Raw genomic sequence first — 25,761 nt, forward strand, 5'->3', positions numbered from 1 at the left:
GTCGCGCCGAGCTTGACGATTGTTCCGCCGCGGGTGCGGCCTAACCCGCGCGCCACGCTGTTGCTTGTGCGCGAGCGCACATCACGGTCTCGTGTACCGGATTGAATCTGCAGGTCAGGCGATCGTCTCACCTGCGCTGTACCAGTCCTTGAACCCGCCTTTGTAGTGTTCGGCGAGATCGAGTCCGGCATTCTGCACGGCCATCAGCGCGTGGATCGAGCGGACGCCCGAGCCGCACGAGAAGACCGCGCGCCGACCATCGGCGGCCACGAGATCCGCCACCGCCTGCGGATCGAAGCTGGAGAGCGGATGCGAGACGGAACCGGGAATGTGCCCGGCCTCGAATTCGTGCGGCTCACGCACATCGATGATCAGCATCGAGCCGTCGCTGAGCCCGCGCTTGACCGTGTCTCGATCGAGGTCGACCACCCGCATCGGCAGGATCTCCGTTCCGCCCGCTCTCGGCCAGGCTGGTTGACTGACGCTTTTCCTTATTCGTCAGACCCGAGCGGCGCAACTTGTGCGGCCGGGCGCGCAGGCGGCGCGACCGGACATCGGACCGGAACGGCTCGGTCAGAGCATGGCCAGGGTGGGGGTCACGGCGGCGAAATGCGCGGGCCAGTCCGGCGGTCGATATCCGTCCAGACGTCCCGCCAGTTCGGCGCGCAGGGACGCGGCGGGCTGCGCAAGCGCCTCGATCGCTTCGATCCAGCCCGGCCCGTCCAGAGGGTCGCGGAACAGGGCGAACCCGTCGGCGATCTCCCGATGGACGGGGATGTCGGAGGCGATGACCGGCAGACCCGAAGCCGCGGCCTCGACCACGGGGATGCCGTAGCCCTCCGTGAAGGACGGCATCAGCAATCCCGTGCAGCTGCGCATCAGCGCGGCCAGCCCGTGCGTGGACAATCCCGACGCCTCGATGACATGGGCCTGCACGCCAGGGCAGCGTTCGAGCATGTCGATCGCGCTCTCGGCCTCCCAGCCCCGGCGCCCGACGACGATGAGCCGGGGCGTGGCAGCCCCGTGCCGCTCGGCCAAGTGCCGCCAGATCTGGAACAGCAGCAGGTGGTTCTTGCGCGATTCGATGGTGCCGCAGACCAGGAATGTCGGCCGGTCCGGCCTGAACCGCGGTCCCGTGCGCCCGAAGGCGGGCTCGACCCCGAGATGACCCACGGCCACCGGCGGCCGGCCGAACCCCTCGGCGGCGAGATGCGCGAGGGTGCGCCGGCCGGTATCCTCCGAATTCACCAGGATCGCGGCGGCGTGCCGGCCGATCGTGCGCAGGCGCGCCCGGTGGCGGTCGGCTTCGCCGGACCGGCCGTATTCGGGATGGGTGATCGGGATCAGATCGTGGACGAAGAAGGCGGCCCGCACGTCCCGCCGCGTGTAGAGCCAGTCGAACCGCCGCGGATCGTCGAGGCGCAGATGCGAGGTGTGGAGGTAGAGCGCATCCCGGGGCAGCGTGGCGACCGACCGGCCGCGCAGGGCGATGTCGAGCGTCTTCCGCGCCTGGATCCGCCGCCGGTCGGCGGTGTTGGCCGGCGTCTTCGAGAGGGCTGCCGGTCCCGCGGCCGGATCCCCGCAGAGGGCGGCGAGCCGCCGATAGACCGGGTCCGAGGCGGCGTCCCGGTCCTCGACCCAGCCGGCCGCCACCGCCTCGACGATCTCCAGAGCCTGCGCGCGATCGAGAATGCGCGGTCCGACGGCTGTGGAGACGACGCCGACACCTGTCTCGGCCGAGCCGAGGAAGGCGCGGGCGTAGGCGAGGTCGACGCGGTCGATCCCGGACGGGCTGGCGTGACGCAGGCGCGTGACGAGGCGCGTGAGATCGAAGGCGATCGGTCGGTCCGTCATGATCCTCTGGCAATCGTCGGGGCGGGGGCTCCCCGTAGCGGTCCTGATCCGCAAGTGCCAGCATCTGCCGGCCTCGCGGCGCGGAACCCGGATGCCGGAAGGGGTTGCGCGGGCGCTGCGCGGAGGCTAAGAGCCGCGAGCCTAAGCGGCGTCGGAGTGTAGCGCAGCCCGGTAGCGCACCTGTCTGGGGGACAGGGGGTCGTCGGTTCAAGTCCGGCCACTCCGACCATTTTTTCTGCGACGCTCAGCCGGTCGCGGACTTTCTGTAGCGGCCGCCGTGCCCGCAGGCTCCCTCCATCAAGCCCGACCGAAGTGACGCAGGACGAGCGGCTCGCTCCGGGAGAGCGGAACGCCGCGCGGCTGCGATCGGACCGTGCGTCCGGCGGCGAGGGCAATGCCGACCAGGCCGACCGATCCGGTCATCGCCACGGCTACGCACCACCAGAAGGCGACATCAAGCATGGCTGCTCATTAAGCTCCGACTGAGTTCGGAACTCTCGAGCCGCAGGGTAAACGGACGCTTAAACATCTGCTCAACCGAGGATTGTTTATCCCGGTGACCGCCGGGCCGCACGACCGAACCCTCGTCACGGGTTGGGCGGCCCGGATTCAACGGGACGCGAGCCATGAGGGTCGCGACGCGACATCCCCGCTCCGGTCAGCCTCCGCGCCCCGCCTGCAGGGTTGAGGCAGAGGGTCGCAGGGGCGCACGCGCCGGCGCCCAGGCGGGCACCCGGGACGCACTCAGCCGATCCGCCGCGTCGACTTGGCCGCAGCGAGTTTTCGCAGGATTCGCCGGATATGGGCGCGCAGGGCCGAGATCTCGGCCATCGCATCGGCCCGGAGGACGGAATCGGCAGTCTCCGAGAGGGTGGTCAGAGAGTCGGTCATCGACGCGGGCGCTGTGAATGGACGGCGAACCTACCGCTGGGGTCGGTCAATGAATACATCATTTCATAGATTTCTTTATCTCAAATTTAAAGTGTTCATCCCGCCACATAGGGAAAATCCCGACACCGGCACGGTCCTTGAGCGCGGCTTCAGCGGGCTCATGATCCTCCTGCCGCACCATTAAAGTCCTGAGACGGCACGGTCGGCACCATCCCGGCTACGTCGCCGGCAGTTTCCGCGCCTGATCGGCCCGGTCCTACGCAATTCAACATCTCAGTACTCTTCATCGCTTCCGATTTCCGCTAAATCGTCGCCCGAATAGACTCATAGTCTCGGTCGATAGCCTTTCGAGGCTGATCTGAACCGCTATTCATTGGAGCCGACAACGCGCCGTGCGCGCGACGAATGGCCCAGCCGCGCCCGGCCAATGGCCAAGGTATGCGTCCCACGCAGACTTGGCACGCGCAACTTGTTGGTGCACTAAGCATTTCTCGGTTGTGTTTTTCGCCGCCACGGCGAGTTAACTCGCGATCAATCCACCACGCCGAAAGCTCTCATCCATGTCATCCTCCCCGAAGCCCAAATCCGCCACCGACGCCGACCGCACGATCGGCGGACGCATCGCGGCGCTCCGGGTGGCGCAGGGGCTGAGCCAGACGAATCTCGGCCAAGCGATCGGCGTCAGCTTCCAGCAGGTTCAGAAGTACGAGAAGGGCCGCAACCGCATCGGTGCCGGCCGTCTCCAGGCCATCGCCGACCTGCTGAAGGTGCCGGTGGATACCTTCTTCGCCGATCTGCAGGAGAGCGGACGGGATAAGGCCGGACCTGCGGCCCTGTTCGATGATCCGAAGGTGCTCGAACTGGTCCTGGCCTTCACCAGCATCCCCGACGAGACGACCCGCAGCGGCATCCTGTCGATCGTCAAGGCGGCGGCCGCCCTTCAGGAGAGCCGCGCGAGTGCGCAGCGCGCGGAAGCCGCGGCCCGGGAGTGAGGGCGGCGGTCCGACACCCCGAACCGGCGGAACGTCCGGACGATCGCCGTTCGGGCCGCCAGCGGGATCCAGAGATGGCGGCGACCCTGCCGACGGCATGATTTGACAGGCGCGATAGAGATGCGCGCCTTAATTCAAATTAAACCAAGACCTTCGCGCGCAACGATGTAAATAGCCGACCACATTGGACATGACATTTACGCCGCCTTAGCGGACAGCATGCTTCAAGATCGTTTCGGGAACCGGGTCCAGAACATGCCGATCGAGACGCCGACCACGTGGGGTCGCGGCGAGCTTTACGAGACCCTGTGCCTGCTCGTCATCGGCGTCGGGATCTGGTTCGTCGGCGTCACCCTCGGGACCTTCGACTACCTCAACGGTCTCGTTGCCGCCTACAACCTCACCGACCTCCTGCTGCTGGCCGCCTGCATGGGCGTCGCCCAATGCGGCGCCAGCATCCGCAAGTCGATCATCCTCCGCCGGCTGATGCTCGAACGCGCCGCCGCCGCCGCGCAGGCCGAAGCGATCGCTCGACATGACGGGCTGACGGGCCTCGCGAACCGTCGCCGCTTCATCGATGCCGTGGAGCGCGTGCATGCCTCGGCTACCGAGGATTCGGCGGTGCTGCTGATCGATCTCGACCGGTTCAAGCCGGTCAACGATCTCTACGGCCATGCGGCGGGCAACGCCGTCCTGTGCGCCGTGGCCGAGCGTCTCCAGCAGCTCGTCCCGCCGGGCGGCCTCGCGGCTCGGCTGGGCGGCGACGAATTCGCCATGCTGGTCCCGCTGCGCTACGAGAGCGAGGGGCTGAGGCGCCTCGCCCAGACTGTCATCGCGCGGATCGCCGAGCCGGTGACGTGGAACCAGAACGACCTCAAGGTCGGCGCGACGGTCGGGGTCGCCGCGGTATCGGCCGACCATGGGGATGCCGACGCGGTGCTGCATGCGGCCGACCTCGCGATGTACCAGGGCAAGAAGGACGGGCGCGGTAAATTCCGGTTCTTCCGCAGCGCCATGGACGCGGAGCTGCGGGCCCGGGCCCGCATGGAGACGGAACTCCGCAGCGCCATCGAGACCGGGGCGATCGAACCCTTCTACCAGCCGGTGGTGTCCTTGCCCGAGCGGGAGATCGTCGGCGTCGAGGTGCTGGCGCGCTGGCGCCATCCGACGCGCGGACTGGTCGCCCCCAGCGAGTTCATCCCGGTGGCGGAGGAGACCGGGATGATCGGCGATCTCAGCTACAACCTGATCCGTCGCGCCTGCCTGGATGCCCGGGCTTGGCCGCCCCACCTGATCCTGGCGGTCAACATCGCTCCGCAGCAGTTCCAGGACGCGTGGCTCGCCCAGCGGATCCTGGGGATCCTGACCGAGACCGGCTTCCCACCGCAGCGCCTCGAGGTCGAGATCACCGAGAGCGCCCTGATCCAGGACCTGGAAGCGACCCGGATGACCCTGCTGTCGCTGCGTGAACTCGGGGTGCGCATCGCGCTGGACGATTTCGGCACCGGCTATTCGAGCCTTTACCACCTGCGTGAATTGAAGTTCGACAAGCTGAAGATCGACCGCAGCTACGTCGACGCGATCACGATGAGCGATGAGCGGGCCAAGCTGGTCGATGCCATCATCAAGCTCGGGGCGAGCCTCGGCCTCTCCACCACCGCCGAGGGGATCGAGACGGACGCGAGTTTCGACTGGCTGTCCGACCAGGGCTGCCAATTCGGCCAGGGCTACCTGTTCGGTCACGCCATGCCGAAATCCGAGATGGACGAGATCCTCGCCACCGCGCAATCCGCGCTCCCGCTTCGGCCTCTAGCGCAGGCCTCGTAAGGGCAGTTGGCCGTCCGAGCGTCGCGGCCTCCCGTCGGCTGGCCCGAGCGGGTGGTCCGCGGGACGGACAGGTTTCGGGGCGGCGCTCCGGCCCCTGCGACGCGCGGCCTCGCGCCGCTCCGGGTGGCCGACCGGAGCCTGGCCAACCGGCTCGGCCCGGACGTAAGACTGGCGCGGCACGGCGCGCCGCGGCCTCACGCCGGTCGACACGAACCCCATATGGGCAGCATCGACGCGCCGTCGCAGGTCACAGCATGGCACCGAGCCCCCTCGCACTCATCGCCTCCGCCGCCCTCGTCGCCGTGGTCGCCACCGGAACCGGGGCGATCGTCCTGCAGCAGGGCTCGCGGTTCAGCCATCCCCGAAAGGTGGGCGGCCCGTTCACGATGGCGGATCTCGAGGGCCGCCCGGTGACCGAGGCCGACCTCCGCGGCAAACCGGCCGTCCTGTTCTTCGGCTTCACCCACTGCCCGGATGTCTGCCCGACGACGCTCGCCACCCTGTCGACCGCCCTCGGCCGGATGGGCCGCGATGCGGATCGCCTCAACGTCGTCTTCGTCACCCTGGACCCGGAGCGCGACACGCCCGACACCCTGCGGGACTATCTCGCCTCCTTCGATCCGCGCATCCGCGGCTTCGTCGGCACGCCCGAGCAGGTCGCCCGCATGGCCGACGCCTATCACGTCGCCTACAAGCGCGTGCCGACCAAGGACGGCGACTACACGATGGAGCATTCCGCCACCGTGGCGCTGTTCGACAAGACCGGCCGCATGGTCGGCGAGATCGGCTACGGCGAGGACGAGGCCAGCGCCTTCGCCAAGCTGATCACCCTGGCGCTGCCGGGCCAATGCCCGCCGGGGGGCGGCGCCAATCTCTGGGCCACCGACGGCAGCACCGGCAGCTGCGGCCCGCGGAGCTGAGCTGCAGCCCGGGAAATTGCGCCGTGGCGCCCGCGTGGCTAGAGGGCGGCGCGGGTCGCGAGGCCCGGCCGAATCCGGGGGTCCCAGCTTGATCACGCGCCGCGTCCTGACTGCCATCGGGCTCCTTGCTCTCGCGCCGTTCCCCGGCCTCGCCAGGGCCGCCTCCGGGGGGCCGCGCCTCGCGCCGCCGGAACCCATGGATCTCGACCGGCTGAACGCTCTCGCCCGGACGTTGCGGGACCGGCCCTATGCGCCGCCGCCCGAAGCCCCGGCCTCGGCCGCCCTCGACGCCCTGACCTACGGACCGCTCCAGGAGATCCGCTACCCGCCGGGCCACGCGCTGTTCGCCGAGAGCCCGTACCCGGTGACGTTCTTCCACCTCGGCAACTTCTTCCGCCACCCCGTGAAGGTCTATGCCCTGGAGGGCGGACAGGCGCGCGAAGTGCTCTACGCCCACGACCTGTTCACCTATCCGGCCGGCAACCCGGCCAAGGACGTCCCGGACGGGGCGGGCTTCGCGGGGTTCCGCTTCCAGAAGGCGCCCGCCGGACAGCCCGGCGACGACGGCGACTGGCTGGCCTTTCTGGGGGCCTCCTACTTCCGCGCCGCCGGAGACGGCGCGCAGTACGGCGCCTCGGCCCGGGGCATCGCCATCGACACCGCGCCGGCACCGGGCAGAACCGAGGAATTCCCGGTCTTCACGCGCTTCTACGTGAGCCCGGCCGCGGACGGCGCCGTGACCGTGCTGGCGCTCCTCGAAGGTCCGAGCTTGACGGGCGCCTACCGCTTCGTCGCCCGGAAGGAGCCGCATGTCGTCATCGACGTCGCCTGTACGGTCTACATGCGCAAGTCGGTGGAGCGGTTCGGCATGGCGCCCCTGACCTCGATGCTCTGGTACTCGGAGGGCATGAGCCGCTTCCTCGCGAGCGACTGGCGGCCCGAGGTGCATGATTCCGACGGTCTGCTGATGCAGACCGGGGCCGGCGAGCTGATCTGGCGGCCGCTCAACAACCCGCACCGCCTCAGCGTCAGCGCCTTCGCGGACCACGCTCCGAAGGGCTTCGGCCTGCTCCAGCGCGACCGCGCGTACGAGAATTACATCGACGACGGCTTCGAGGAGAACAGGCCCGACATCTGGGTCGAGCCGCAGGGCGACTGGGGCCGGGGCAGCGTCCAGCTCGTGGAGATCCCGACCCATCAGGAAACCGACGACAACATCGTCGCCCTCTGGGTACCGGACGACCCGCCTCAGGCCGGATCCGACCGCAGCTTCGCCTACCGGCTGCGCTGGACCGTGGAGGAACCGGTCGCCACCGATCTCGCCCGCTGCGTCGCCACACGGGCCACCAAGGCCGCGTGGCTCGCGGACGGGGACCGGCGCCCGGGCCGCGCCAATCTCGTGCGGCAATTCGTGCTGGAATTCGCGGGTGCGGCCCTGTCGGGCCTCAATCCCGAGACGGCCACGGTGGCGTTGACCCTGTCGCGCGGCAGCGCCGAGGAGGTCGGCGCCACCTGGGCGCCCTACGGCAAGCCGAGCCCCTGGCGGGTCTTCTTCAAGGTCTATGCCGAGGGCTTGGAGCCCGTGGAGATGCGTCTGCAGCTCAAGTCCGGAGACCGGCTGCTCTCCGAAACCTGGGCCTACCGGTACGACCCGCAGGCGCCCGGCACGGTGCTGTGAGCCGGGCGCGGCGGATGCGGGATGCGGCGCGTGGGTCTTGAGGGCCGCAGGGCCTGCGCCCATGTCCGTCTGCGTGCCGCTTCGCCCCGCACAGGCCCCCCGCCGCATCCGAGACCGTCATGACCGGTGAGGGACCGCCAGGCCCGCATCTCCCGGAGGCGCTGACGCGGCTCCTCAAGGCGCCCAGAGCAGCGATCTGGCCGACGCCGGAGGACCGCCATCGCCTGCGCCCCGGCCGGCCGCGCCCCCGCCAGCCGAGCCGCGCCGTGCTGGGTGTCTGGATCTGGGCAATCCTCTACAACGTCCTCGGCTTCGCGATCCTCGCGGCCCTGTGGTGGACGATGCGCTGACCCGATGAGCCGATTTGCCCTGATTACCCGCCGGACGGTCGTCGCGGCGGCCCTGCTGCTCGGCCCGGGCGTCCGGCCCGGCGCGGCACAGAGCCCGGGCGATGCGCTCAACGCCGATGACGGCACCGGGGCCGTCAAGGTCTGCTCGCCCGTGGCGATGCCGCGCTGGCGCTCCATGACCCCGGTGCCCAAGACCTGGACGTTCCTGGACTGCATGGGCTTCTCGGGCGAGATGGGCGCGACGCACTTCCAGCTCGGCTGCCTCTTCGCCAACGTCACGCCCCACGCCCAGAAATACGCCTGGGGCGCGATGGTGCCGATCGAGAAGTCGGCGATGGCCAAGGCCCAGCCGCCGGTCCCGAACTGCGGCTGGTAGAGCCGGGTCTCGCCCTTCGACCTCCTGGCCGATCCGGCGTGCGGGCGGGTCAACGCGGAAGAGGATGCCACCGAGCGGGCTTCCGGGCCCGCGTCGCCTGCACCGCGCCGTCCTCTCCGACGGCAGGCCGGTCAGCCTTAAGGCGGGGCGGGGCCTGCCCGGTTTCGCCCGGCACTGCCGCCGCCGCGCGACAGGCCTGGTGACGATCGCCGAATCGCGGCCCTTCCGCGGTGCGGGACAGCCGGCCCTGGCGACGTCCCGTGCAAGCACGCCTGGAGGTCCAAGGGGCATGGACCGGTCTGAGGCCGGCGCCTGCCCGGCCCGGTCCAAGCCGGTCCGACGCGGATTGCGGCGCAGAGACGGCGATCGCGGTGCGGACAGGGCCGCGTGTCCCTGACAGCGGGCCACCGCCTGCGCGGCGGGACGCGGCGCATCGGCACCGATACCCGGCCGGCCTCTCTCCGGTGGGGACGTGACCGGCGCGTCGGCACGCCACGGACCTGGCGTTCGGATACGGTCGGGATCACCGATGAACCGGCCTCGTCGGCGCAGAGGTGCCTTACGCCGGCGAATCCTCAGACCGCCGCAGCGGGCCGATCAGGCGCTCGTATTCGGTTTCGGCCGGCCCGTAGGTCTGGCCGGCGGCCTCCTCCAGGCGGGCACGGCTCAGGACCCGGATCCGGCCGCGCCGAGCCCGGATCAGGCCGGCCCCCTCCAGCGTGTGGATCGCCACCGTGACGGTCGGGCGACGCACACCCAGCATGATCGACAGGAACTCGTGCGTCACGGAAAGGTCGTCGCCGTCCTGACGGTCGTGATACATCAGCAGCCACCGCGCGAGCCTTTCCTCGGCAGGCGCCCCTGCGTTGGCGATGGCGGTCTGGGCCACCTGAACCAGGAAGGTCTGGACGTAGCGCAGAAAAAGAGTGCGCAGCGAAGCGCTGGCTTTCACCGCGTCGCGCAGGGCCGGCACCGCGATCCGGTGCCCGTGACCGGCAACCTGCATGAAAAGTTGGTACGGGATCGTGTCCGTCCCCAGCAGCAGCGCCGGCGTCGCCATGCCGTCGCGGCCCACCAGGCCGACCTCGATGCGCCCGCCCTGGTCGAGCGTCGACACCATGGAGCACAGGCCGGTGTCGATGAAGATCGCGTACGGGATCTCGGCCGCCGGTTCGACGAGCACATGGCCCAATGGGAGGTCGATCGCCTCGAGATGCGGTCCGAGCAGCGCGCCATCCGCCTCGGATAGGGCAGCCAGAAGACGGTTTTGGTGTCGCATCGGCCGCAAGCGTACGCAGAATTCGGCATTGGCACGCCAGCTCAAGTCCGCGAGCCATTGTGCCCAGGGAGCCATGCTCGGATCATCGGACAATAGCGAGCGGATATCGCATCCCGTCGCGGAACCGTCCGCAACCGAACAAAGCAACGCGCAGCTTAGTCGGACATCTCGGCAGACACGCCGGGATAAAGGGGAACACAGCGGCCCCCGAGACCTGCTCTCAGACTGACCGTGGCGTCCCGGCGATGGAGCGGGAGCGCCACACCCCCGGAACTGCAGTGCAGTTGCCAACACGCCTGTGCAAGGCCGCGCTTTGACCCGCGCCACGGTTCGGGCTAGAGAAGGCCTGGCGGAGCAAGCAAGAACCATGCCGTGAGCAGCGTGGCTCAGGCTGGCGAACCGCGCCGGAAGGGCATCGAGGCCTCACATGAGTTTGGTGCAACGGCTGGAAGTGCGTCAGGGCCAGGCCCTGGTGATGACGCCGCAGCTTCTGCAAGCGATCAAACTCCTGCAATTGTCGCAGCTCGATCTCGCGGCCTATGTCGAGGCCGAGCTGGAACGCAATCCGCTGCTGGAGCGCGCCGAGCCGGAACTGCCCGGCCCCGGCGAGACCTCCGAATCGAGCGGCCATTCGGACGATGCCTCCTCCGACGGCCTGGAGGTCGCGGAACCCGAATCATGGCTGTCCACCGACCTTAACCCGAGCCGCGGCGAGATCGAGAGCGATTTCGACACGCGCCTCGACAACGTCTTCCCGGACGAGACACCGGTCCAGGCGCGCGAGGCGGGCGGGGGCGACATGCTCTCGCTGACGCCGCCGCCCTACGGCAGCACCGGGGGAAGCTTCGACGCCGAGGCGCCCGATTTCGAGGCGACCCTCACGGCCGAGACCTCGCTGCGCGATCACCTCGCGGGCCAGCTCGATCTCGCGACCCGCGATCCCGCCGAGCGGCTGATCGGCGGCTTCCTGATCGACGCCGTGGACGAGGCCGGCTACCTGCGCGAGACCGTGGAGGACGTGGCCGAGCGGCTCGGCGCCGACCCCGCCCTCGTCGGCCGGATGCTGGCGCTGGTGCAGACCTTCGATCCGCCCGGGATCGCGGCCCGCGATCTCGCCGAATGCCTCGCGATCCAGCTGCGCGAGCGCGACCGGTTCGACCCGGCGATGCAGGCGCTGGTCTCGCGTCTGGACCTCGTCGCCAAGCGCGATTTCGCGGCTTTGCGCCGGCTCTGCGGCGTCGACGACGAGGACCTCGTCGACATGCTGGGCGAGATCCGCCGCCTGGATCCGAAGCCGGGCCGCGCCTTCGGATCGAGCGCCGTCGAGGTTCTGGTTCCGGACGTGTTCGTGCGCGCCGCGCCGGACGGGTCCTGGCTGGTCGAGCTCAACAGCGAGGCGCTCCCCCGGGTCCTGGTGAACCAGAGTTACTACGCCCGCGTCTCGCGCAATGCCGCCGCGGAGGGCGACAAGGCCTTCCTGTCCGAGGCCCTGCAGAACGCCAACTGGCTGACCCGTTCGCTGGAGCAGCGGGCCCGCACGATCCTCAAGGTCGCCACCGAGATCGTCCGCCAGCAGGACGGGTTCTTCGTCCACGGCGTCTCCCACCTGCGGCCCCTGAACCTCAAGACCGTGGCGGAGGCGATCGGCATGCACGAATCGACCGTCTCGCGAGTCACCTCCAACAAGGCCATCGGCACGAGCCGGGGGACCCTGGAGATGAAGTACTTCTTCACCGCGGCGATCCCCGGTGCAGCCGGCGCGGCCGCCCATTCCTCCGAGGCGGTGCGCCACCGCATCAAGCAGCTGGTCGACGGCGAGACGCCGGACGACGTGCTGTCCGACGACGCGCTGGTGCAGAAGCTGCGCGGGGAAGGCGTCGACATCGCCCGACGTACGGTGGCGAAATACCGGGAATCCCTGCGGATCCCGAGCTCGATCGAGCGCCGCCGCGAGCATTTCGCCCACGGTTCGGGCCAGCACGCCGCCCTGGCGCTGCGCTGATCGCCCGGATGGGGTTGCGCCGGGCGCGCGTCCGGCCCATCCGTCGTGCCGTTTGCTCGACGCCTGGACCTGCGATGACCCCGACCGGAACGCCCCCGCGCAGCCTCACCGCCATCGTGCTCGCGGCCGGGAAGGGCACGCGGATGCGCTCGGACCTGCCGAAGGTCCTGCATCGGATCGCCGGGCGCAGCATGCTCGGCCATGTCCTGGCCGCCGTACAGGCGGCGGGGGCGGGCCGGATCGCCGTGGTGGCCGAGCCCGGCCGCGACGACGTCGCCGCCGAGATCGCGCAGGCGGCCCCCGGCGCCCGGGTCTTCCCGCAGGCCGAGCGCCTCGGCACCGCCCACGCGGTCCTGGCCGCCCGGGAGATCCTGGCCGAGCCCGACGACGACGTGGTGATCGCCTTCGGCGACACCCCCCTCGTCTCGGCCGAGACCTTCCTGCGCCTCCGGGCGCCCCTGGCCGACGGCGCCGCGGTGGCGGTGCTGGCCTTCGAGACGGCGACGCCCACCGGCTACGGACGTGTTCTGACCGAGGGCGACCGCGTCCTGGCGATCCGCGAGGAGAAGGACGCCAGCGCCGCAGAGCGGGCCGTGACCCTGTGCAATGCCGGGCTGATGGCGCTCGCCGGACGGCACGCCCTGGCGCTGCTCGCCCGCATCGGCAACGACAACGCGGCCGGCGAGTACTACCTGCCCGACGCGGTGGCGCTGGCGGTGGCCGACGGGCTTCCGGTCACGGTCGTGCCGGTGGACGAGGCCGAGGCGCAGGGCGTCAACGACCGGGTGCAGCTCAGTGTTGCGGAAGCCGCCTTCCAGGCGCAGCTGCGTCGCACCGCCATGCTGGGCGGCGCCACGCTGATCGCCCCCGAGACGGTGTTCCTCAGCCACGACACGGTGCTGGGGCGCGACGTGATCGTGGAGCCGAACGTGGTGTTCGGGCCGGGCGTGCGGGTGGCGGACGGGTGCACCGTGCGCGCCTTCGCGCATCTCACCGAGACCAGCCTGGAGGCGGGGGTGAAGATCGGGCCGTTCGTCCGGTTGCGGGGACACGCCGTGCTGGAGGCCGGCGCGGAGCTCGGCAATTTCGTGGAGCTGAAGAACGCCCGGATGGGTGCCGGCGCCAAGGCCGCGCATCTCACCTATCTCGGCGACGCGGAGATTGGGGCCAAGGCCAATATCGGCGCTGGCACGATCACCTGCAATTACGACGGCGTCCTCAAGCACAAGACCACGATCGGCGCGGGCGCGTTCATTGGCTCGAACTCGGCGCTGGTGGCCCCCGTCACGGTGGGGGAGGGCGCCTACGTGGCTTCGGGCTCGGTGATCACCAACGACGTGCCGGCGGACGCCATGGCGGTGGCCCGCGGCCGGCAGGCGGTGAAACCGGGCTGGGCCGGGAAGAAGCGCGCGGCGCTGCAGGCCGAGAAGGCGCGACGCGGGAAGAGCTGAGGCCCGACGGACCGAACGGGCCGGGGCTGGCCCTGCGCCGCCCCGATCCGGTACAAGTCGCGTTTGGCCCAGCATCGAGCGGGGCGGCCTGGACCTTGCGCAAGACCCTCGCGCGGCCAGCCGGGCACGACAGCGAGAGACACACCCATGTGCGGCATCGTCGGCATCGTCGGGCGCGACGCGGTGGCGGGACAGGTGATCGAGGCCCTGCGCCGGCTCGAATACCGCGGCTACGACTCCGCCGGCATCGCCACCCTGGAGCACGGCCGGCTGGCGCGCCGCCGGGCCTCGGGCAAGCTCGTCAACCTGGAGGCCAAGCTCGCTGAGGAGCCGCTCACCGGCACGCTCGGCATCGGCCACACCCGCTGGGCGACCCACGGCCGGCCCAACGAGACCAACGCCCACCCCCACGCCACCGCGCGTCTGGCCGTCGTCCATAACGGCATCATCGAGAATTTCCGCGAGCTGAAGCAGGAGCTCGAGGCCGACGGCGTCGTGTTCGAGACCGAGACCGACACCGAGGTCGTCGCCCAACTCGTCAGCCGCAACATGGACCGGCAGATGGGCCCGGTCGAGGCCGTGGCCGCCGCCCTGCCGCGGCTGCGCGGCGCCTTCGCGCTGGCCTTCATCTTCGCCGGCGAGGAGAACCTGCTGATCGGCGCCCGCCACGGCGCGCCGCTGGCGGTCGGCTTCGGCCAGGGCGAGACCTATCTCGGCTCCGACGCCCTGGCGCTCGCCCCCTTCACGGACGCCATCACCTATCTCGACGAGGGCGACTGGGCGATCCTGAACCGGGCGGGCGCCGAGATCCGGGACGCCTCGGGCGCCACGGTGGAGCGGCCCCGGCAAAAGATCGCCACGCAGGCCTACCGGATCGACAAGGGCGAGTACCGCCACTTCATGGCCAAGGAGATCCACGAGCAGCCCGAGGTCGTGGGCCGCACGCTCGCCCACTACGTCGACATGGCGCAGGGCCGGGTCGTGCTGCCCGAGTCGCTGCCCTTCGACTTCGCCAAGCTCAGCCGCGTCTACATCACCGCCTGCGGCACCGCCTTCTACGCCGGCCTCGTCGCCCGGTACTGGTTCGAGCAGGTGGCCCGCCTGCCGGTGGAGATCGACGTCGCCTCCGAGGCCCGCTACCGCGAGGCGCCCCTGGAGAAGGACGGGCTGACGCTGGTGATCTCGCAATCGGGCGAGACCGCCGACACCCTGGCCTCCCTGCGCTATGCCAAGAGCCAGGGCCAGCACACGCTGAGCGTCGTCAACGTGCCGACCTCGACCATCGCGCGGGAATCCTCCGTGGTGATGCCGACGCTGGCCGGGCCGGAGATCGGCGTCGCCTCCACCAAGGCGTTCTCGTGCCAGCTCACCGTGCTGCTGTGCCTCGCCATCGCGGCGGGCCGCGCCCGCGGCACCCTCGACGCGGCGGGCGAGCGTCGGCTGGTCGACGCGCTGATCAAGGCGCCGGGCCTGATGGCGGAGGCGCTGACCCACGAGGCGGCGATCGAGGGCCTGGCCCGCGAGGTCTCAAAGGCGCGGGACGTGCTCTATCTCGGCCGCGGCACCAGCTACCCGATGGCGCTGGAGGGCGCGCTGAAGCTGAAGGAGATCAGCTACATCCACGCGGAGGGCTACGCGGCGGGCGAGCTGAAGCACGGCCCGATCGCCCTGATCGACGAGAGCGTGCCGGTGATCGTGATCGCCCCGCACGACGCGGTGTTCGAGAAGACCGTCTCGAACATGCAGGAGGTGGCCGCGCGCGGCGGCCGCATCGTGCTGATCGGCGACGCGAAGGGCGCGGCCGAGCACGGCCTCGACACGCTGGCGACCTTCACCATGCCGGCGGTCAACGCCACCGTGGCGCCGATCGTGTACGCGGTGCCGATCCAGCTGCTCGCCTACCACACGGCGGTGTTCATGGGGAAAGACGTCGACCAGCCCCGGAACCTCGCCAAGTCGGTCACGGTGGAATAAGCGCACCGCCCCCCGTCCGGGCTACGGATGCGCGGCGCCGTCCTTGCTTACCCGGCGAGGCACCTTCGCCGCGGGAAACCGGGGCTCGCTCGAAGCCGGCCCGCAACACACCGCGCACGCTGGCGGGCGCGGCGACCGGGTCCCATCACCCTTGCCCAGGATCGATCCATGACCGCACGCGACGCCGACGTTCTCCAGTGGCTCGACGGGCAGGAGGGCGCGATGCTGTCGCTCCTCGAGGAGCTGGTGAACATCGATTCCGGCTCCTACGACAAGCCGGGCGTCGACGCGGTCGGCATCCGCATCGCGGAGTTCCTCGCCGGCCACGGCATCCCGGTCACGACGATCCCGGTGGAGGGCTACGGCGACGCGGTGAAGGCGAGCGTGGCCGGGTCCGGCGGCGGCAACCGGCCGGTCGTGCTCATGGGCCACCGCGACACCGTCTTCCCGAAAGGGGAGCCGACGCGGCGGCCGTTCCGGGTCGCCGACGGCCGCGCCTACGGGCCCGGCGTCGCCGACATGAAGGCGGGCCTCGTGATGAACGCCTTCGTGCTCGCCGCCTACCACCGGGCCGGCGGCGCGCCGGTGCCGCTCGTCGGCCTGTTCACCAGCGACGAGGAGATCGGCTCGCCGGCCTGCCGCCCGATCATCGAGGAGACCGCCCGGGGCGCCCGCGCGGTGCTGAATTCCGAGCCGGGGCGGCCGACCGGCAACGTCGTCACCGGCCGCAAGGGCGGGGTGTTCATGCATCTCGAGGTGCTCGGCAAGGCGGCCCATTCCGGCGGCAACTACGCCGACGGGCGCAGCGCCATCCTGGAGCTCGCCCACAAGACCGTCGCGTTCCACGCCCTCACCGACCTCGACCGCGGCACCACGGTGAATGTCGGCCTGATCGCCGGTGGCCAGTCGGTGAACACCGTGGCGCCCCGGGCGACCTGCGAGATCGACCTGCGCTACGTGACCCCGCCCGACCGCGAGGCGGCCATGGGCCGGATCGCCGCGATCGTGGCCGGATCGACGGTGCCGGACACCACCGCCCATCTTACCATCAAGGGCGAGTTCCTACCGCTCGTGCAGGACGAGGCCTCGCGGGCGCTGTTCGAGACCTATGCCCGGGTGAGCGCGCAGGGCGGCAATCCCGTCACCGGCGAGTTCGCCGGCGGCTGCGCCGATTCGGGCTTCACCGCCAGCGTCGGCTGTCCCACCCTCTGCGCGGTGGGCCCGGTGGGCGGCAAGGCCCACTCGCCCGAGGAGTACCTGGAGGTGGGAAGCCTCGTGCCGCGGGCGCGCGCGATGGCCGAGACCATCGCGGCGCTCTGACGATTCAGAGGCCGACCGTCGCCAGCCCGGCCGCGCCGCGGCGGTCGCCGTCTCCGGGCGGACGCCGCGGCGCCGGACGCGCCTGTCCGTTCGAGGCGCGGGCGGCGGCCAGGATATCGCGGCCGGCCGCCAGATGCGGCCGGTGCTCAGGAGCTTCGGCGATCACGTCCGGGGCCGCTAGCGCCGCCGGCGCGCCTACGGGCGCAGGGCCGCCACGAGGCGCAGCAGGAACCCGTCGAGGGCCGCCTTGTCGATCCAGCGCAGCACCGCGACGAGGTCATGCTCGGGATCGCACCAGATCACGTTGTTGCCCGCCCCGAGGGCGCTGAAGGCCGAGGCCGGCAGTTGCGGCCTGGCGGCCGCGCCGCGGTTCAGCCACCAGAGGTAGCCGTAGCTGTCCAGCGTCGGGGACGGCGTCAGCATGGCGCGGATCCAGCGCTCCGAGAGGAGCTGCCGCCCGTTCCAGGCGCCGCCGCGGGCGACGAGGAGGCCGAAGCGGGCGTGGTCGTCGGCCCCGATGAACAGGCCGCCGCCCCAGTGGCCGCCGCCGGGGACCGACTGGACCCGCGCGCCCGCGACCTCGACCCAGGCCGTGTCGTAGCCGTGCCACGCCCAGTCGCGGGAGGCGCCGATCGGATCCATGATCCGCTCGCGGAGCACCTCCGGGAGGGCCCGGCCGAAGCGGCGCATCAGGCCGTACGACAGCAGGTTCACCCGGACGTCGTTGTACTCGTAGTAGGTGCCCGGGCGCCGCAGCGCGCGGGCCTCGCCCTTGCGGCTGTTGTCGGCGCCGGGGCCGATCTGCCGGAAATGGTCGACCTGATCGGACTTGCCGAACAGCGTGCCCTGCCACTCGCTCGATTGCTGCAGGAGGTGGCGCCACGTGATCGCGCCATTGTGCGGGCCGTCGAGCAGCGGGTCGGGGACGCTGTCCCGCACCGGCGCGTCGACGTCGGGGATCAGTCCGTCGTCGTGGGCGAGGCCGGCCAGCACCGCGAGGTAGCTCTTGGCGATCGAGAAGGTCATGTCCGGGCGGGCGGTGTCCCCCCAGGCGGCGACGCGCCGGCCGCCCTTCAGGATCACGCCAGCCGGGCCGCCCCGCGGACGCACCGGCCCGTCGATGGCGCTCCAGGGCCCCGTCTCGTTCCACTCGACGATCCCGACGTAGCGCCCGTCGGGATAGTACAGGCTGCGCGGCCACGCGCTCTCGTGGGCCTCCGCGAAGGCGACCGCGTCCGCGAGCCGCCCGGCATCGAGCCCCGCCGCACCCGGGTCCTGCTCGGCCCAGTCCTGCGTCGGCCAGTACGGCCCGGTCGCTTCGGTCACGCGCGTTCTCCCGACGGTCCTCTCCGGTGCGGACGCATGCAGGGCCTGCGCCGCGGATCGGACCATCCGTAGAGCCATCGCCCCCGCGGGGGCAGAGCGCGTGGCGCAGTTCGGGCCTCGCCCCGCGCACCGGAGCCGGATGTGTCAGCCCTTGCCGGTGAAGCGCACGGCGCAGCCCGGACGGGCCGCGACGAGGCCCGCGCCGCGCGCGCGGCCGAGGACCATGCAGGCGGTCGACAGCCCGTCGGCGGCGAGCCCCGTCGGCGCGGTCACCGTTACGGACGACAGGGCGCGCGGCGACCGGCCGGTGGCCGGATCGAAGATGTGATGGTCGGCGCGGTCGTCCGAGAAGCTCATGTTGTAGTCGCCCGAGGTCGCGGCGAAGCCCGTGAACGGGGCGATGACGGCGGCGACCGCGCCGGGATGGCGGGGATCGGCCAGCCCGAGGCGCCAGGGCGTGCCGTCGGGATGCGCGCCGGCGGCGCCGAACTCGCCGGTATCCACGAAGGCATCCGCGATCCCGCGCGCCCGGAGCGCCGCCATGACCTGGTCGGCGGCATAGCCCTGGACCAGGGCGTTCAGGGTCAGGGCCGTCCCGGGCTCCAGGACGACGCGGTCCGTCCCCACCTGCACTCGCTGCCAGCCGACCCGCGCCAGGGCCGCGCGCAGGGCTTCCGCCCCGGGGCGCTCGCCGCGGGCGGCGGCCTGGGCCCAGACCGGCCAGAGCGGCTGGACTGTCGGGTCGAAAGCGCCGCCGGTCTCGGCCGCGAGGGCGAGGGCGAACCGCAGCAGGACGACGAGGTGCGGGTCGGGGGCCTCGAGAACGCCATCGCGATTGAGCCGCGCCAGGGCGCTGTCGGACCGGAACAGGCTGGCCGCGTCCTCCACGGCGCGCATCGCCGCGAACCCGTCGCTCAGCGCCGCCTCGATGGCGGATAAGTCGGGCCCCGCGGCGGTCAACGCCACGGTGGTGCCGAAGGCGAGGCCGGCGCGGGTGCGCAGCGCCAGCCCCCTTGACGCCGCGGAGGCGCGGAACGCCGCGACGCCGCCGAGCGCGGCCAGCCCCGCGGCACCGACGAGCAGCCGGCGCCGGCCGTGCGCGAAGCGGACCGGCGCGCTCATCCGACGGTCACCGGCCGGGGCGCGGCGCGGCGGCCCCGCTTGCGCGCCACCACCTGCGGCACGCACTGCCCGGGATCGTGGATGATCGTCACGCACTCCATGCACTGGAAGCACTCGGCGTAATCGACGCGGCCGGAGGGCGCGATGGCACCGTAGCGGCAGCGGACCTTGCAGAGCTGGCAGGGCGAGCCGCACTCCGCCCGGCGCGGGATCCAGTCGAGGATCCGGACCCGCCCGAGGAGGGCGAGGCCGGCGCCGAGCGGGCACAGGTAGCGGCAGAAGCCCTTGAAGACGAACAGGTTGAGGACCAGCAGCCCGGCCGCGTAGGCGACGAACGGCCATGCCCGGACGAAATACAGGGTGATGGCGGTCTTGAACGGCTCGACCTCGGACAAGGTGTCGGCGAGGGGCGACCCCGCCGCGGCCGCGCCGAGGATGCCGGCGAGGACGACGTATTTCAGCGACCGCAGTGCCCGGTCGAGGCCGGGCGGCACCGCGACCGGGCGGATGCGCAGCGGCCGGGCCAGCAGCGCGACGAATTCCTGGAGCGCGCCGAAGGGGCAGAGCCAGCCGCAGAACGTGCCGCGCCCCCAGGCGACCAGGGCGGCCAGCGCGAAGGCCCAGAGCACCAGCGAGGGCGGATCGTAGAGCAGGAAGGCGAGGTCGTGGGTCACGGTGGCGGCCCGCACGAGGCCGACGAGGGTCACGATCGACAGCTGCGCCTGCGCGAACCAGCCGACGAAGCCGAGGGTCAGCGCCAGGAAGGCGAGGCGGAAGAGGGCGAAGCGGCGCCGGTCCGCCACCAGCCCGCGCTGGCTGCTCAGGACCGGCACCAGCACGGCGAGCATCAGCCCGATCAGCGCGAGTTCGGGCGCCCGGGCCCGCCAGGGGTCGGTCCAGCTCGGCCCGTCATCCGGCCGGATCCGGGTGAACAGGTCGGCGGGCAGGGCGGTCTCGACCGTGAAGGTCCGGGCGATCTTCTCGGACAGGATCTGGCCGCGCTCGCGGACGATCGTCTCGGTCAGCACCCACGGCGCGGACGGGTCGAACCCGGCGGCCTGGTCGATCCGCAGGATCGTCCAGGGTCCGGGCGGCAGGCCCTCGGCGAGGCCGGCCCCGCGGCGCTCCACCGCCATGTCGCGGGCATTCACGATCAGGCCGCCCTGGCTGATCGCCAGCCGGTCGGGAACGGCGCCCAGGACGAACCGGTCGCCGACCGGGTTCTCGGGCGCGTCCTCCGGTCCGGCGCTGATCACCATCACGGCGTGGTTGCCGGGGCCGAGTTCGTGCATCAGCGCGTCGTAGCGGGTCGGCCCCAGCAGGTTGCGGCCGATCGCGGGCGGGTCCAGGGCGGCGACGTACAGGTCGGTCAGGGCGGCATCGGGCGGTCCCTCGGACGGGTCCGCCACGCCCGTGCCCCTGAAGGCCGACGCGGCGTCGGCGTTCGTCACCGTCAGCCGCCTCACCCAGCCGCGGGCGAGGAGGTCGGCCAGGGCCAGGGGCTCGTAGAGATCGGGCCTGGCCTCGACCTTCAGCCCGACATTGGCCGCCCCGAAGCCGAGTTTCGCGCGGGCGACCGCCAGGGCCGAAGCGAGGATCGACTGGTTGATCACCCGGGTCGAGGCGGTGGCCATGGAGATGCCGTCCACCGTGGTCTGGGGCGCGGCGCCGGCGGCCCGCGCGTTCGGCCGGCCGACCCGGATCGCCTGCCGGGCCGAGAGGCCCGCATACTGCTCGACGAAGGCGAAGAGCGGCTCCGGGCCGAGGCCTTCGAGGAAGACCGGCTCGTGATGCGAGAGCACCGTCACGTCCCGGAAGGTGCCGTCGGGGGCGAGCGCGATCAGCAGGTCGGGGGGCGTGCCGCCGAAGCCGGGGATCGGCGCGAGATCGACGGATTCGAAGGCGTAGGCGAAGACCTCGTAGGACCCGGCCTGCTGCTTCAGGATGGGCCAGACCGGGAGCCTGTCGTCCTTCTCGCCGACGACCAGCGGAGGCGGGAAGTGTCGTTCGAGGCCGGCCCGATCGAGCTGGCCGGCGGCGGCGGGGTGCGCGACCAGGACAGCGAGAAGCAGCAATGCGGCGCGCAGGAGCAGGCCCGCGCCCCGGCCGCCACCCACCGCGGCCCGGGGCGCGGGCGGGCGCGGAGACACCTCGCCCCGCAGCGGCCGCCCCTTACGCCTGCCTCCGCCCCTGGCAGCGTCGGTCACGCATCCGGGTTGAGCACGGCCGCTGGCGGCAGAGCGCGACGGACCCCCTCTCCCGTGCGGGAGAGGGTTGGGGTGAGGGATCGGAACGTCCAACATGGAGCACGCCGTCGACGTGCGGGTCCGCTGCGCCTCATCCGGATGCCGCACGTCCCTCACCCTGTCCCTCTCCCGCACGGGAGAGGGGACCCGCGCTCCGTCCCGTAGCCGCGTCGCCACTGCCGATGCGTGGATCCGATCGCCCTCACGGGAGCGGGTGATGCGGCCATGCGCAATCGCGGAAGATTCACGGCACCGCACCGGCGGCGCGCCCGTCCGGCGCCTGCGCGGGCGTCATCGGCCGCGACGCCACGCCCCAGGGGAAGCGGCCGACCTTCACGGTCTTGATCGGCTTGAACGTCGCGGCGTCGATCACCGTCACGTCGCCGGAGACGCCGTTGGTGGCGAAGAGCCGCGTGCCGGCCGCGTTCAGGGCGAGCTGCCAGACCCGGCGGCCGACCAGGATGTAGCTCTCGACCGCATAGGTCGCGGTGTCCACCACCGCGACCCGGTCGGACGGCCCCAGGGCCACGAAGGCGTGGCGCCCGTCCTTCGAAAGCTGGATGCCCACCGGCTGGATCCGGTCGGCCGCGATCCCCTTCACGGCGAACTCGATCGTCCGCATCACCTGGCGGGTGGCGACGTCGATCACCGACACGGTGCCGCCGATCTCCGAGGATGCCCAGAGCCGGGCCCCGTCCGCCGTGAAGGCGGCGAAGCGCGGCCGCTGGCCGACCGGCGTGGCGTCCACCGCCGCCAGGCTCTTGGTATCGATCCAGTGGACCATGTTGGTGGTCTCGGAGGTCGTGACGGCGGTGCGGCCGTCCGGGCTCACCGCCACGCCTTCCGGCTCGATGCCGACATCGATCTGCGCCAGCACCTTGCGGCTCTGCGCGTCGACCACCGTGGTGGTGGCGTTCTCCTCGTTGGCGATGAACAGGGTGCGCCCGTCCGGCGCCAGGGCGAACTGCTCCGGATCCTCGCCGGAGGGCAGGTTGTGCCGCACCTCGCCGGTATCCGGATCGATCACCTGCACGGCATCGGAATCGCTGGCGCAGACGTAGAGGGCCCGCCCATCCTGCGAGAAGGTCAGCCCGCGGGGCCGACGGCCGACCGGGAAGGTGCGCAGCACCTCCAGGCTGTCGCCGTCGATCACCGAGACGGTGTTGTCGCGCTCGTTCGAGACGAAGATCTCTTCGGCCCGCGCGGGGCCTGCGAGGCAGAGGAGCAGCGCTAGGGCGGCGGGCCGGCTCATCCTGGTGTCCCCGAGAAGGCGCGGCAGGCACTCTCAGGCTCGTCGAGGCCGAGGGTGTCGAGTTCCGTGCGGTGGTGGAGGAAGCCCTCGATCGGCGCCGTCGCGGTCACGGCCCCGGGCCAGAGCAGGAAGACCGGCTGGCGCAGCTGCCCGTCCCAGACACGGAAGCTCAGGGGGCGCCCCTTGAAGCCGCCGATCTCGAAGCCGGGCGCCGTCAGGGCGGCGCGGACCGTCGCGGGATCGGCGCTGCGCGCCTTCACGGCCGCCTCGCCGACCGCATGCACCGCCATCCAGCCGGCCCAGTCGACGGGCCGCATGGCGCGGCCGGCGAGCTTCCGGAACCGGCCTTGGAGCTGCACAGCGGCCCAGGCTTCGACGGGGCGACCCCAGGCGGCCGGCGCAAGGCCCTGGGTGCCGACCAGGGGGCGGGGGGAGGCGGTGTTGTAGTTCAGGCTCGCGCCGAACGCGCCCGCCTCGTCGGCCACCGCGACCACGTCGTGCTCGGGCCCGCGGGTCGGCAGGGCGAACTCGCGCAAAGCCGTGTCGCGGACGTCGCCGCCCTGCGGGTCGTAGCGCGATTCGGCGACGATCCGCGCGCCGAACTTCCGGGCGCTGCGCCGCAGCGCCTCGGCGTAGAGTGCGTCTGCCGGCGCCGGCCCGGTCACCAGCAGGATCCGGGACCAGCGCTTGAAGGCGAGGAACTGTACCAGCGCGTCGGCCAGCATGGCGCGGGACGGCAGGACGTGGAGCAGGTTCCGCCGGCAATCGGCGTCGCGCAGGCGCGTGTCCGGGGCGCCGATGTTGAGGAGCACGCTGCCCTTCGCCTCCGGCAGGTCGGCGAGGGCGAGGACGTCCGCGGCCGGCGCGTTGAGCACCACGAAGCGGCGGTCGGCGAGATCCCGGAAGGCCTGGCGGATGTCGTCGTCCGGCTCGACCACCTTCGCGTCGAGGCCGAAGCTCAGGCCGAGGAAGCGGCCAGTGGCGTTCGAATCCTTCAGGCCGAGTTCCGCGCCCTTCGCCCCCTCATCGGCGGGGATCGGATCCTCGTTGTTCAGCGGCACCGGCCGCTCGACCCGCCGCTCCAGGTACTGGATCGTCAGGGGCGGACCCGCCGGCGCGGGCGCGGCCCGCCCGGGCGAGACCGGCGCGAGAGCCGCCAGGACGACGGCCAGCCGCAGGGCGGCCTGCGGCCCTCCGCGTTTCCTGGCCCGTCGCGCACCGGAGGACACCATCCCCGCCCGTTTCCTCCAGCCCCGCGTCCCTTGTCGTTGAGCCGGAGTCTAGAAGCGGAGTTGTGCCCGCCGATATTGGACCAAGGTGCACCCATCAATCATGACGCAGCGCAACACAAGTCGTGGATGGCGATCAGCCGATAGATCCGTACCAAAGCATAATGGGTCCGCTGCCCGAACCTTGCTAACCCTCGTCCAACAACGAGGGGAGGCGGCGGATGCGCACCATGAAGACGGCGGCGGGCGGCATGCTCGCGGCGCTGGGGCTGGCCCTCGCCGCCGGCAGCGCCCTCGGACACGGCGACGTTCAGCCCCAGCCGGTCAACACCGACGGCCTGAAGCCGCTCGGCACCGAGTGGGTCGCCGAGAACCCCTACAAGGGCGACAAGCACGCCATCGCGATCGGCGCCTCGGGCTTCAACCAGAACTGCGCCCGCTGCCACGGCCTGGAGATGATCTCCGGCGGCCTCGCCCCGGACCTGCGCTACCTGCCGCAGGGCAAGGAGGGCGACGAATACTTCGTCGAGCGCATGAAGCACGGCGCCGTCATCAACGGCGTGACCAAGATGCCGGCCTTCGACGGGGTGATCTCGCAGGAAGGCCTCTGGGCGATCCGCAGCTACATCGAGTCGAAGCATGAGGAGTAGCGCGCGGCTCCTCCTCGCCTGCGGATTGCTCCTGGCCCTCCGGTTCCAGCCGGAGGCGGCCGCGCGCCCGCTCGATCAGGTCGTGGCGGACGGCACCCTGCGGGTGGCGGTCTACGGCGACAACGCGCCGTTCTCCGACGCCGGGACGGGCAAGGCCCGGGGTATCGATGCCGATCTCGCGCAGGCCATCGCCGACAGGCTGAAGGTGAAGCTCGACCTGCGCGTGGTCGATGCCGGCGAGAACGTGGATGGCGACCTGCGCCTGAACCTGTGGCGGGGCGATCTCGCCGGCACGCCCCTCGCCGACCTGATGCTGCACGTGCCGACCGACCGGCAACTCGCCCTGCGCAACGAGCAGGTGTTCTTCACCGCCCCGTATGTCGAGCAGGAGATCGCCTTCGCGTACCGGAAGGACGCCCTGGAGGGCTTCGACAGGCTCGACGACATCGGCGACAGGACCGTCGCCCTGGAAGGCACCAGCGCCGCCGACCTGATGCTGCTGACCGCGCAGGGCGGTCGCTTCCGCCCGAACCTGAAGCATTACAAGAGCTTCGAGGAGGCCGCGACGGCCTATCTCGCCGGCGAGGCGCCGATCCTGGCGGGCACCCGCGCGGCGATCGAGGCCGCCCTGTTCGCCGCGAAGGCCCCGAAGGACGACAACCCGATCGCCACGATCCCCTCGACCGGGCTGGTGAAGACCCGCTGGGAGATCGGCGGCGCGGTGCGCACTGATTCCCGCGACCTCGCCTACGCGGTCGGGGACGCGATCACGGCGCTGAACGCGGACGGCGGCCTCAAGGCGATCTGCGAGACCTACGGCGTCACCTACACGCCGCCGAAGGGGTACTGAGCGGCGCTGAGCCGCTCTCCGGCGGAGGACGATGAAGGGAAGGAGAAATCACGGTCCGAAGCCGGATCTCCAAGTCTCAACGGCATCCTGAGGTGCTGCGCAGCAGCTTCGAAGGAGATCTGCAGGGATGGCCCGACCAGCTGGAGGTCTCCTTCGAGGACTCCACTGTGCT

The 25,761-nt window shown here is 71.4% G+C and carries 21 protein-coding genes and 1 tRNA gene; 13 read left to right on the forward strand and 9 right to left on the reverse strand.

Translation table 11 applies throughout. The features are described 5' to 3' along the window. Nucleotides 1–114: 114 nt before the first annotated feature. Both A3862_RS18950 and A3862_RS18955 read right to left on the reverse strand, forming a co-directional pair. On the reverse strand, nt 115–435 hold the full coding sequence (locus A3862_RS18950; RefSeq protein WP_043380592.1) for a rhodanese-like domain-containing protein: 321 nt from the start codon (nt 433–435) through the stop codon (nt 115–117). 138 nt (nt 436–573) lie between these two features. Continuing rightward, nucleotides 574–1,854: a glycosyltransferase family 4 protein gene (locus tag A3862_RS18955; RefSeq protein WP_043757710.1), complete on the reverse strand. Its 1,281-nt coding sequence runs from the start codon at nt 1,852–1,854 to the stop codon at nt 574–576. 152 nt (nt 1,855–2,006) lie between these two features. On the opposite strand from A3862_RS18955, the gene A3862_RS18960 reads away from it, so the two are divergent. Then, nucleotides 2,007–2,083 (forward strand) — tRNA-Pro (locus A3862_RS18960). A 515-nt stretch (nt 2,084–2,598) separates the two neighbouring features. On the opposite strand, the gene A3862_RS31580 is transcribed toward A3862_RS18960, so the two are convergent. Next, nucleotides 2,599–2,745 (reverse strand): hypothetical protein, encoded by a 147-nt coding sequence (locus A3862_RS31580; RefSeq protein WP_158498454.1) that lies wholly within the window; start codon nt 2,743–2,745, stop codon nt 2,599–2,601. Between the two features lie 560 nt (nt 2,746–3,305). Between A3862_RS31580 and A3862_RS18965 the strand changes: the two genes are divergently transcribed. The 6 genes from A3862_RS18965 (at nt 3,306) to A3862_RS18990 (ending at nt 8,888) form a co-directional block, all read left to right on the forward strand. After that, nucleotides 3,306–3,737, forward strand: a complete 432-nt coding sequence (locus A3862_RS18965) for a helix-turn-helix domain-containing protein (RefSeq protein WP_043353136.1) — start codon at nt 3,306–3,308, stop codon at nt 3,735–3,737. A gap of 255 nt (nt 3,738–3,992) precedes the next feature. Continuing rightward, the gene (locus tag A3862_RS18970) at nt 3,993–5,564 is read left to right on the forward strand and encodes a putative bifunctional diguanylate cyclase/phosphodiesterase (protein WP_111474370.1); all 1,572 of its coding nucleotides are present in this window, start codon (nt 3,993–3,995) and stop codon (nt 5,562–5,564) included. Between the two features lie 254 nt (nt 5,565–5,818). Further along, complete coding sequence (locus tag A3862_RS18975; protein WP_043757708.1) at nt 5,819–6,484, forward strand: SCO family protein; 666 nt, start codon at nt 5,819–5,821, stop codon at nt 6,482–6,484. 88 nt (nt 6,485–6,572) lie between these two features. Continuing rightward, a complete protein-coding gene (locus tag A3862_RS18980; RefSeq protein WP_043757706.1) occupies nt 6,573–8,162 on the forward strand; it encodes a glucan biosynthesis protein in 1,590 nt (529 codons plus the stop codon). Nucleotides 8,163–8,281: 119 nt separating this feature from the next. Beyond that, complete coding sequence (locus A3862_RS18985) at nt 8,282–8,512, forward strand: hypothetical protein (protein ID WP_043353127.1); 231 nt, start codon at nt 8,282–8,284, stop codon at nt 8,510–8,512. 4 nt (nt 8,513–8,516) lie between these two features. Then, on the forward strand, nt 8,517–8,888 hold the full coding sequence (locus tag A3862_RS18990; RefSeq protein WP_043757702.1) for a hypothetical protein: 372 nt from the start codon (nt 8,517–8,519) through the stop codon (nt 8,886–8,888). A 559-nt stretch (nt 8,889–9,447) separates the two neighbouring features. Here the strand turns inward: A3862_RS18990 and A3862_RS18995 are convergent. After that, nucleotides 9,448–10,167 carry a Crp/Fnr family transcriptional regulator gene (locus tag A3862_RS18995; RefSeq protein ID WP_043353123.1) on the reverse strand — a complete coding sequence of 240 codons (720 nt, stop codon included), beginning with the start codon at nt 10,165–10,167 and terminating at the stop codon, nt 9,448–9,450. Between the two features lie 427 nt (nt 10,168–10,594). Between A3862_RS18995 and rpoN the strand changes: the two genes are divergently transcribed. The 4 genes from rpoN (at nt 10,595) to A3862_RS19015 (ending at nt 16,914) form a co-directional block, all read left to right on the forward strand. Then, nucleotides 10,595–12,169, forward strand: a complete 1,575-nt coding sequence (gene rpoN, locus A3862_RS19000; protein WP_111473894.1) for an RNA polymerase factor sigma-54 — start codon at nt 10,595–10,597, stop codon at nt 12,167–12,169. 74 nt (nt 12,170–12,243) lie between these two features. Then, nucleotides 12,244–13,620, forward strand: a complete 1,377-nt coding sequence (glmU, locus tag A3862_RS19005) for a bifunctional UDP-N-acetylglucosamine diphosphorylase/glucosamine-1-phosphate N-acetyltransferase GlmU (protein ID WP_111473895.1) — start codon at nt 12,244–12,246, stop codon at nt 13,618–13,620. A gap of 147 nt (nt 13,621–13,767) precedes the next feature. Then, nucleotides 13,768–15,594: a glutamine--fructose-6-phosphate transaminase (isomerizing) gene (glmS, locus tag A3862_RS19010; RefSeq protein ID WP_043380577.1), complete on the forward strand. Its 1,827-nt coding sequence runs from the start codon at nt 13,768–13,770 to the stop codon at nt 15,592–15,594. A 168-nt stretch (nt 15,595–15,762) separates the two neighbouring features. Continuing rightward, nucleotides 15,763–16,914 (forward strand): M20 family metallopeptidase, encoded by a 1,152-nt coding sequence (locus A3862_RS19015; protein WP_043757692.1) that lies wholly within the window; start codon nt 15,763–15,765, stop codon nt 16,912–16,914. Between the two features lie 195 nt (nt 16,915–17,109). On the opposite strand, the gene A3862_RS19020 is transcribed toward A3862_RS19015, so the two are convergent. The 5 genes from A3862_RS19020 to A3862_RS19040 all read right to left on the reverse strand — a co-directional run bounded on the left by A3862_RS19020 (nt 17,110) and on the right by A3862_RS19040 (nt 24,092). Then, a complete protein-coding gene (locus A3862_RS19020) occupies nt 17,110–18,240 on the reverse strand; it encodes a serine hydrolase domain-containing protein (RefSeq protein ID WP_043380573.1) in 1,131 nt (376 codons plus the stop codon). Between the two features lie 144 nt (nt 18,241–18,384). Next, nucleotides 18,385–19,362, reverse strand: coding sequence for an FAD:protein FMN transferase (locus tag A3862_RS19025; RefSeq protein WP_111474371.1), 978 nt, complete (start codon nt 19,360–19,362; stop codon nt 18,385–18,387). Further along, entirely contained in the window at nt 19,359–21,512 is a 2,154-nt protein-coding gene (locus A3862_RS19030; RefSeq protein ID WP_244447770.1) for a 4Fe-4S binding protein, read from the reverse strand. Before A3862_RS19030 ends, A3862_RS19025 begins: the two co-directional genes overlap by 4 nt. A gap of 340 nt (nt 21,513–21,852) precedes the next feature. After that, complete coding sequence (locus tag A3862_RS19035) at nt 21,853–22,860, reverse strand: YVTN family beta-propeller repeat protein (RefSeq protein WP_043757686.1); 1,008 nt, start codon at nt 22,858–22,860, stop codon at nt 21,853–21,855. Beyond that, nucleotides 22,857–24,092, reverse strand: coding sequence for an ABC transporter substrate-binding protein (locus A3862_RS19040; RefSeq protein WP_043757682.1), 1,236 nt, complete (start codon nt 24,090–24,092; stop codon nt 22,857–22,859). Before A3862_RS19040 ends, A3862_RS19035 begins: the two co-directional genes overlap by 4 nt. A gap of 218 nt (nt 24,093–24,310) precedes the next feature. Between A3862_RS19040 and pedF the strand changes: the two genes are divergently transcribed. After that, complete coding sequence (gene pedF, locus A3862_RS19045; protein WP_236961383.1) at nt 24,311–24,739, forward strand: cytochrome c-550 PedF; 429 nt, start codon at nt 24,311–24,313, stop codon at nt 24,737–24,739. Continuing rightward, complete coding sequence (locus A3862_RS19050; RefSeq protein WP_043757677.1) at nt 24,729–25,589, forward strand: substrate-binding periplasmic protein; 861 nt, start codon at nt 24,729–24,731, stop codon at nt 25,587–25,589. The genes pedF and A3862_RS19050 overlap by 11 nt, the downstream gene beginning before the upstream one ends. Nucleotides 25,590–25,761: the final 172 nt, after the last annotated feature.

The organism is Methylobacterium sp. XJLW (assembly GCF_003254375.1).
In the GTDB taxonomy this organism is placed as follows: domain Bacteria; phylum Pseudomonadota; class Alphaproteobacteria; order Rhizobiales; family Beijerinckiaceae; genus Methylobacterium; species Methylobacterium fujisawaense.

Coding starts and splice junctions, on each gene's coding strand:
- A3862_RS19035 (WP_043757686.1), bottom strand. CDS start 22,860: ATGAGCCGGCCCGCCGCCCTAGCGCTGCTCCTCTGCCTCGCAGGCCCC.
- A3862_RS18955 (WP_043757710.1), bottom strand. CDS start 1,854: ATGACGGACCGACCGATCGCCTTCGATCTCACGCGCCTCGTCACGCGC.
- A3862_RS19040 (WP_043757682.1), bottom strand. CDS start 24,092: ATGGTGTCCTCCGGTGCGCGACGGGCCAGGAAACGCGGAGGGCCGCAG.
- A3862_RS18950 (WP_043380592.1), bottom strand. CDS start 435: ATGCGGGTGGTCGACCTCGATCGAGACACGGTCAAGCGCGGGCTCAGC.
- A3862_RS31580 (WP_158498454.1), bottom strand. CDS start 2,745: ATGACCGACTCTCTGACCACCCTCTCGGAGACTGCCGATTCCGTCCTC.
- A3862_RS18975 (WP_043757708.1), top strand. CDS start 5,819: ATGGCACCGAGCCCCCTCGCACTCATCGCCTCCGCCGCCCTCGTCGCC.
- A3862_RS19050 (WP_043757677.1), top strand. CDS start 24,729: ATGAGGAGTAGCGCGCGGCTCCTCCTCGCCTGCGGATTGCTCCTGGCC.
- A3862_RS18995 (WP_043353123.1), bottom strand. CDS start 10,167: ATGCGACACCAAAACCGTCTTCTGGCTGCCCTATCCGAGGCGGATGGC.
- A3862_RS18990 (WP_043757702.1), top strand. CDS start 8,517: ATGAGCCGATTTGCCCTGATTACCCGCCGGACGGTCGTCGCGGCGGCC.
- rpoN (WP_111473894.1), top strand. CDS start 10,595: ATGAGTTTGGTGCAACGGCTGGAAGTGCGTCAGGGCCAGGCCCTGGTG.
- pedF (WP_236961383.1), top strand. CDS start 24,311: ATGCGCACCATGAAGACGGCGGCGGGCGGCATGCTCGCGGCGCTGGGG.
- A3862_RS18970 (WP_111474370.1), top strand. CDS start 3,993: ATGCCGATCGAGACGCCGACCACGTGGGGTCGCGGCGAGCTTTACGAG.
- glmU (WP_111473895.1), top strand. CDS start 12,244: ATGACCCCGACCGGAACGCCCCCGCGCAGCCTCACCGCCATCGTGCTC.
- A3862_RS19025 (WP_111474371.1), bottom strand. CDS start 19,362: ATGAGCGCGCCGGTCCGCTTCGCGCACGGCCGGCGCCGGCTGCTCGTC.
- A3862_RS19015 (WP_043757692.1), top strand. CDS start 15,763: ATGACCGCACGCGACGCCGACGTTCTCCAGTGGCTCGACGGGCAGGAG.
- glmS (WP_043380577.1), top strand. CDS start 13,768: ATGTGCGGCATCGTCGGCATCGTCGGGCGCGACGCGGTGGCGGGACAG.
- A3862_RS18965 (WP_043353136.1), top strand. CDS start 3,306: ATGTCATCCTCCCCGAAGCCCAAATCCGCCACCGACGCCGACCGCACG.
- A3862_RS18985 (WP_043353127.1), top strand. CDS start 8,282: ATGACCGGTGAGGGACCGCCAGGCCCGCATCTCCCGGAGGCGCTGACG.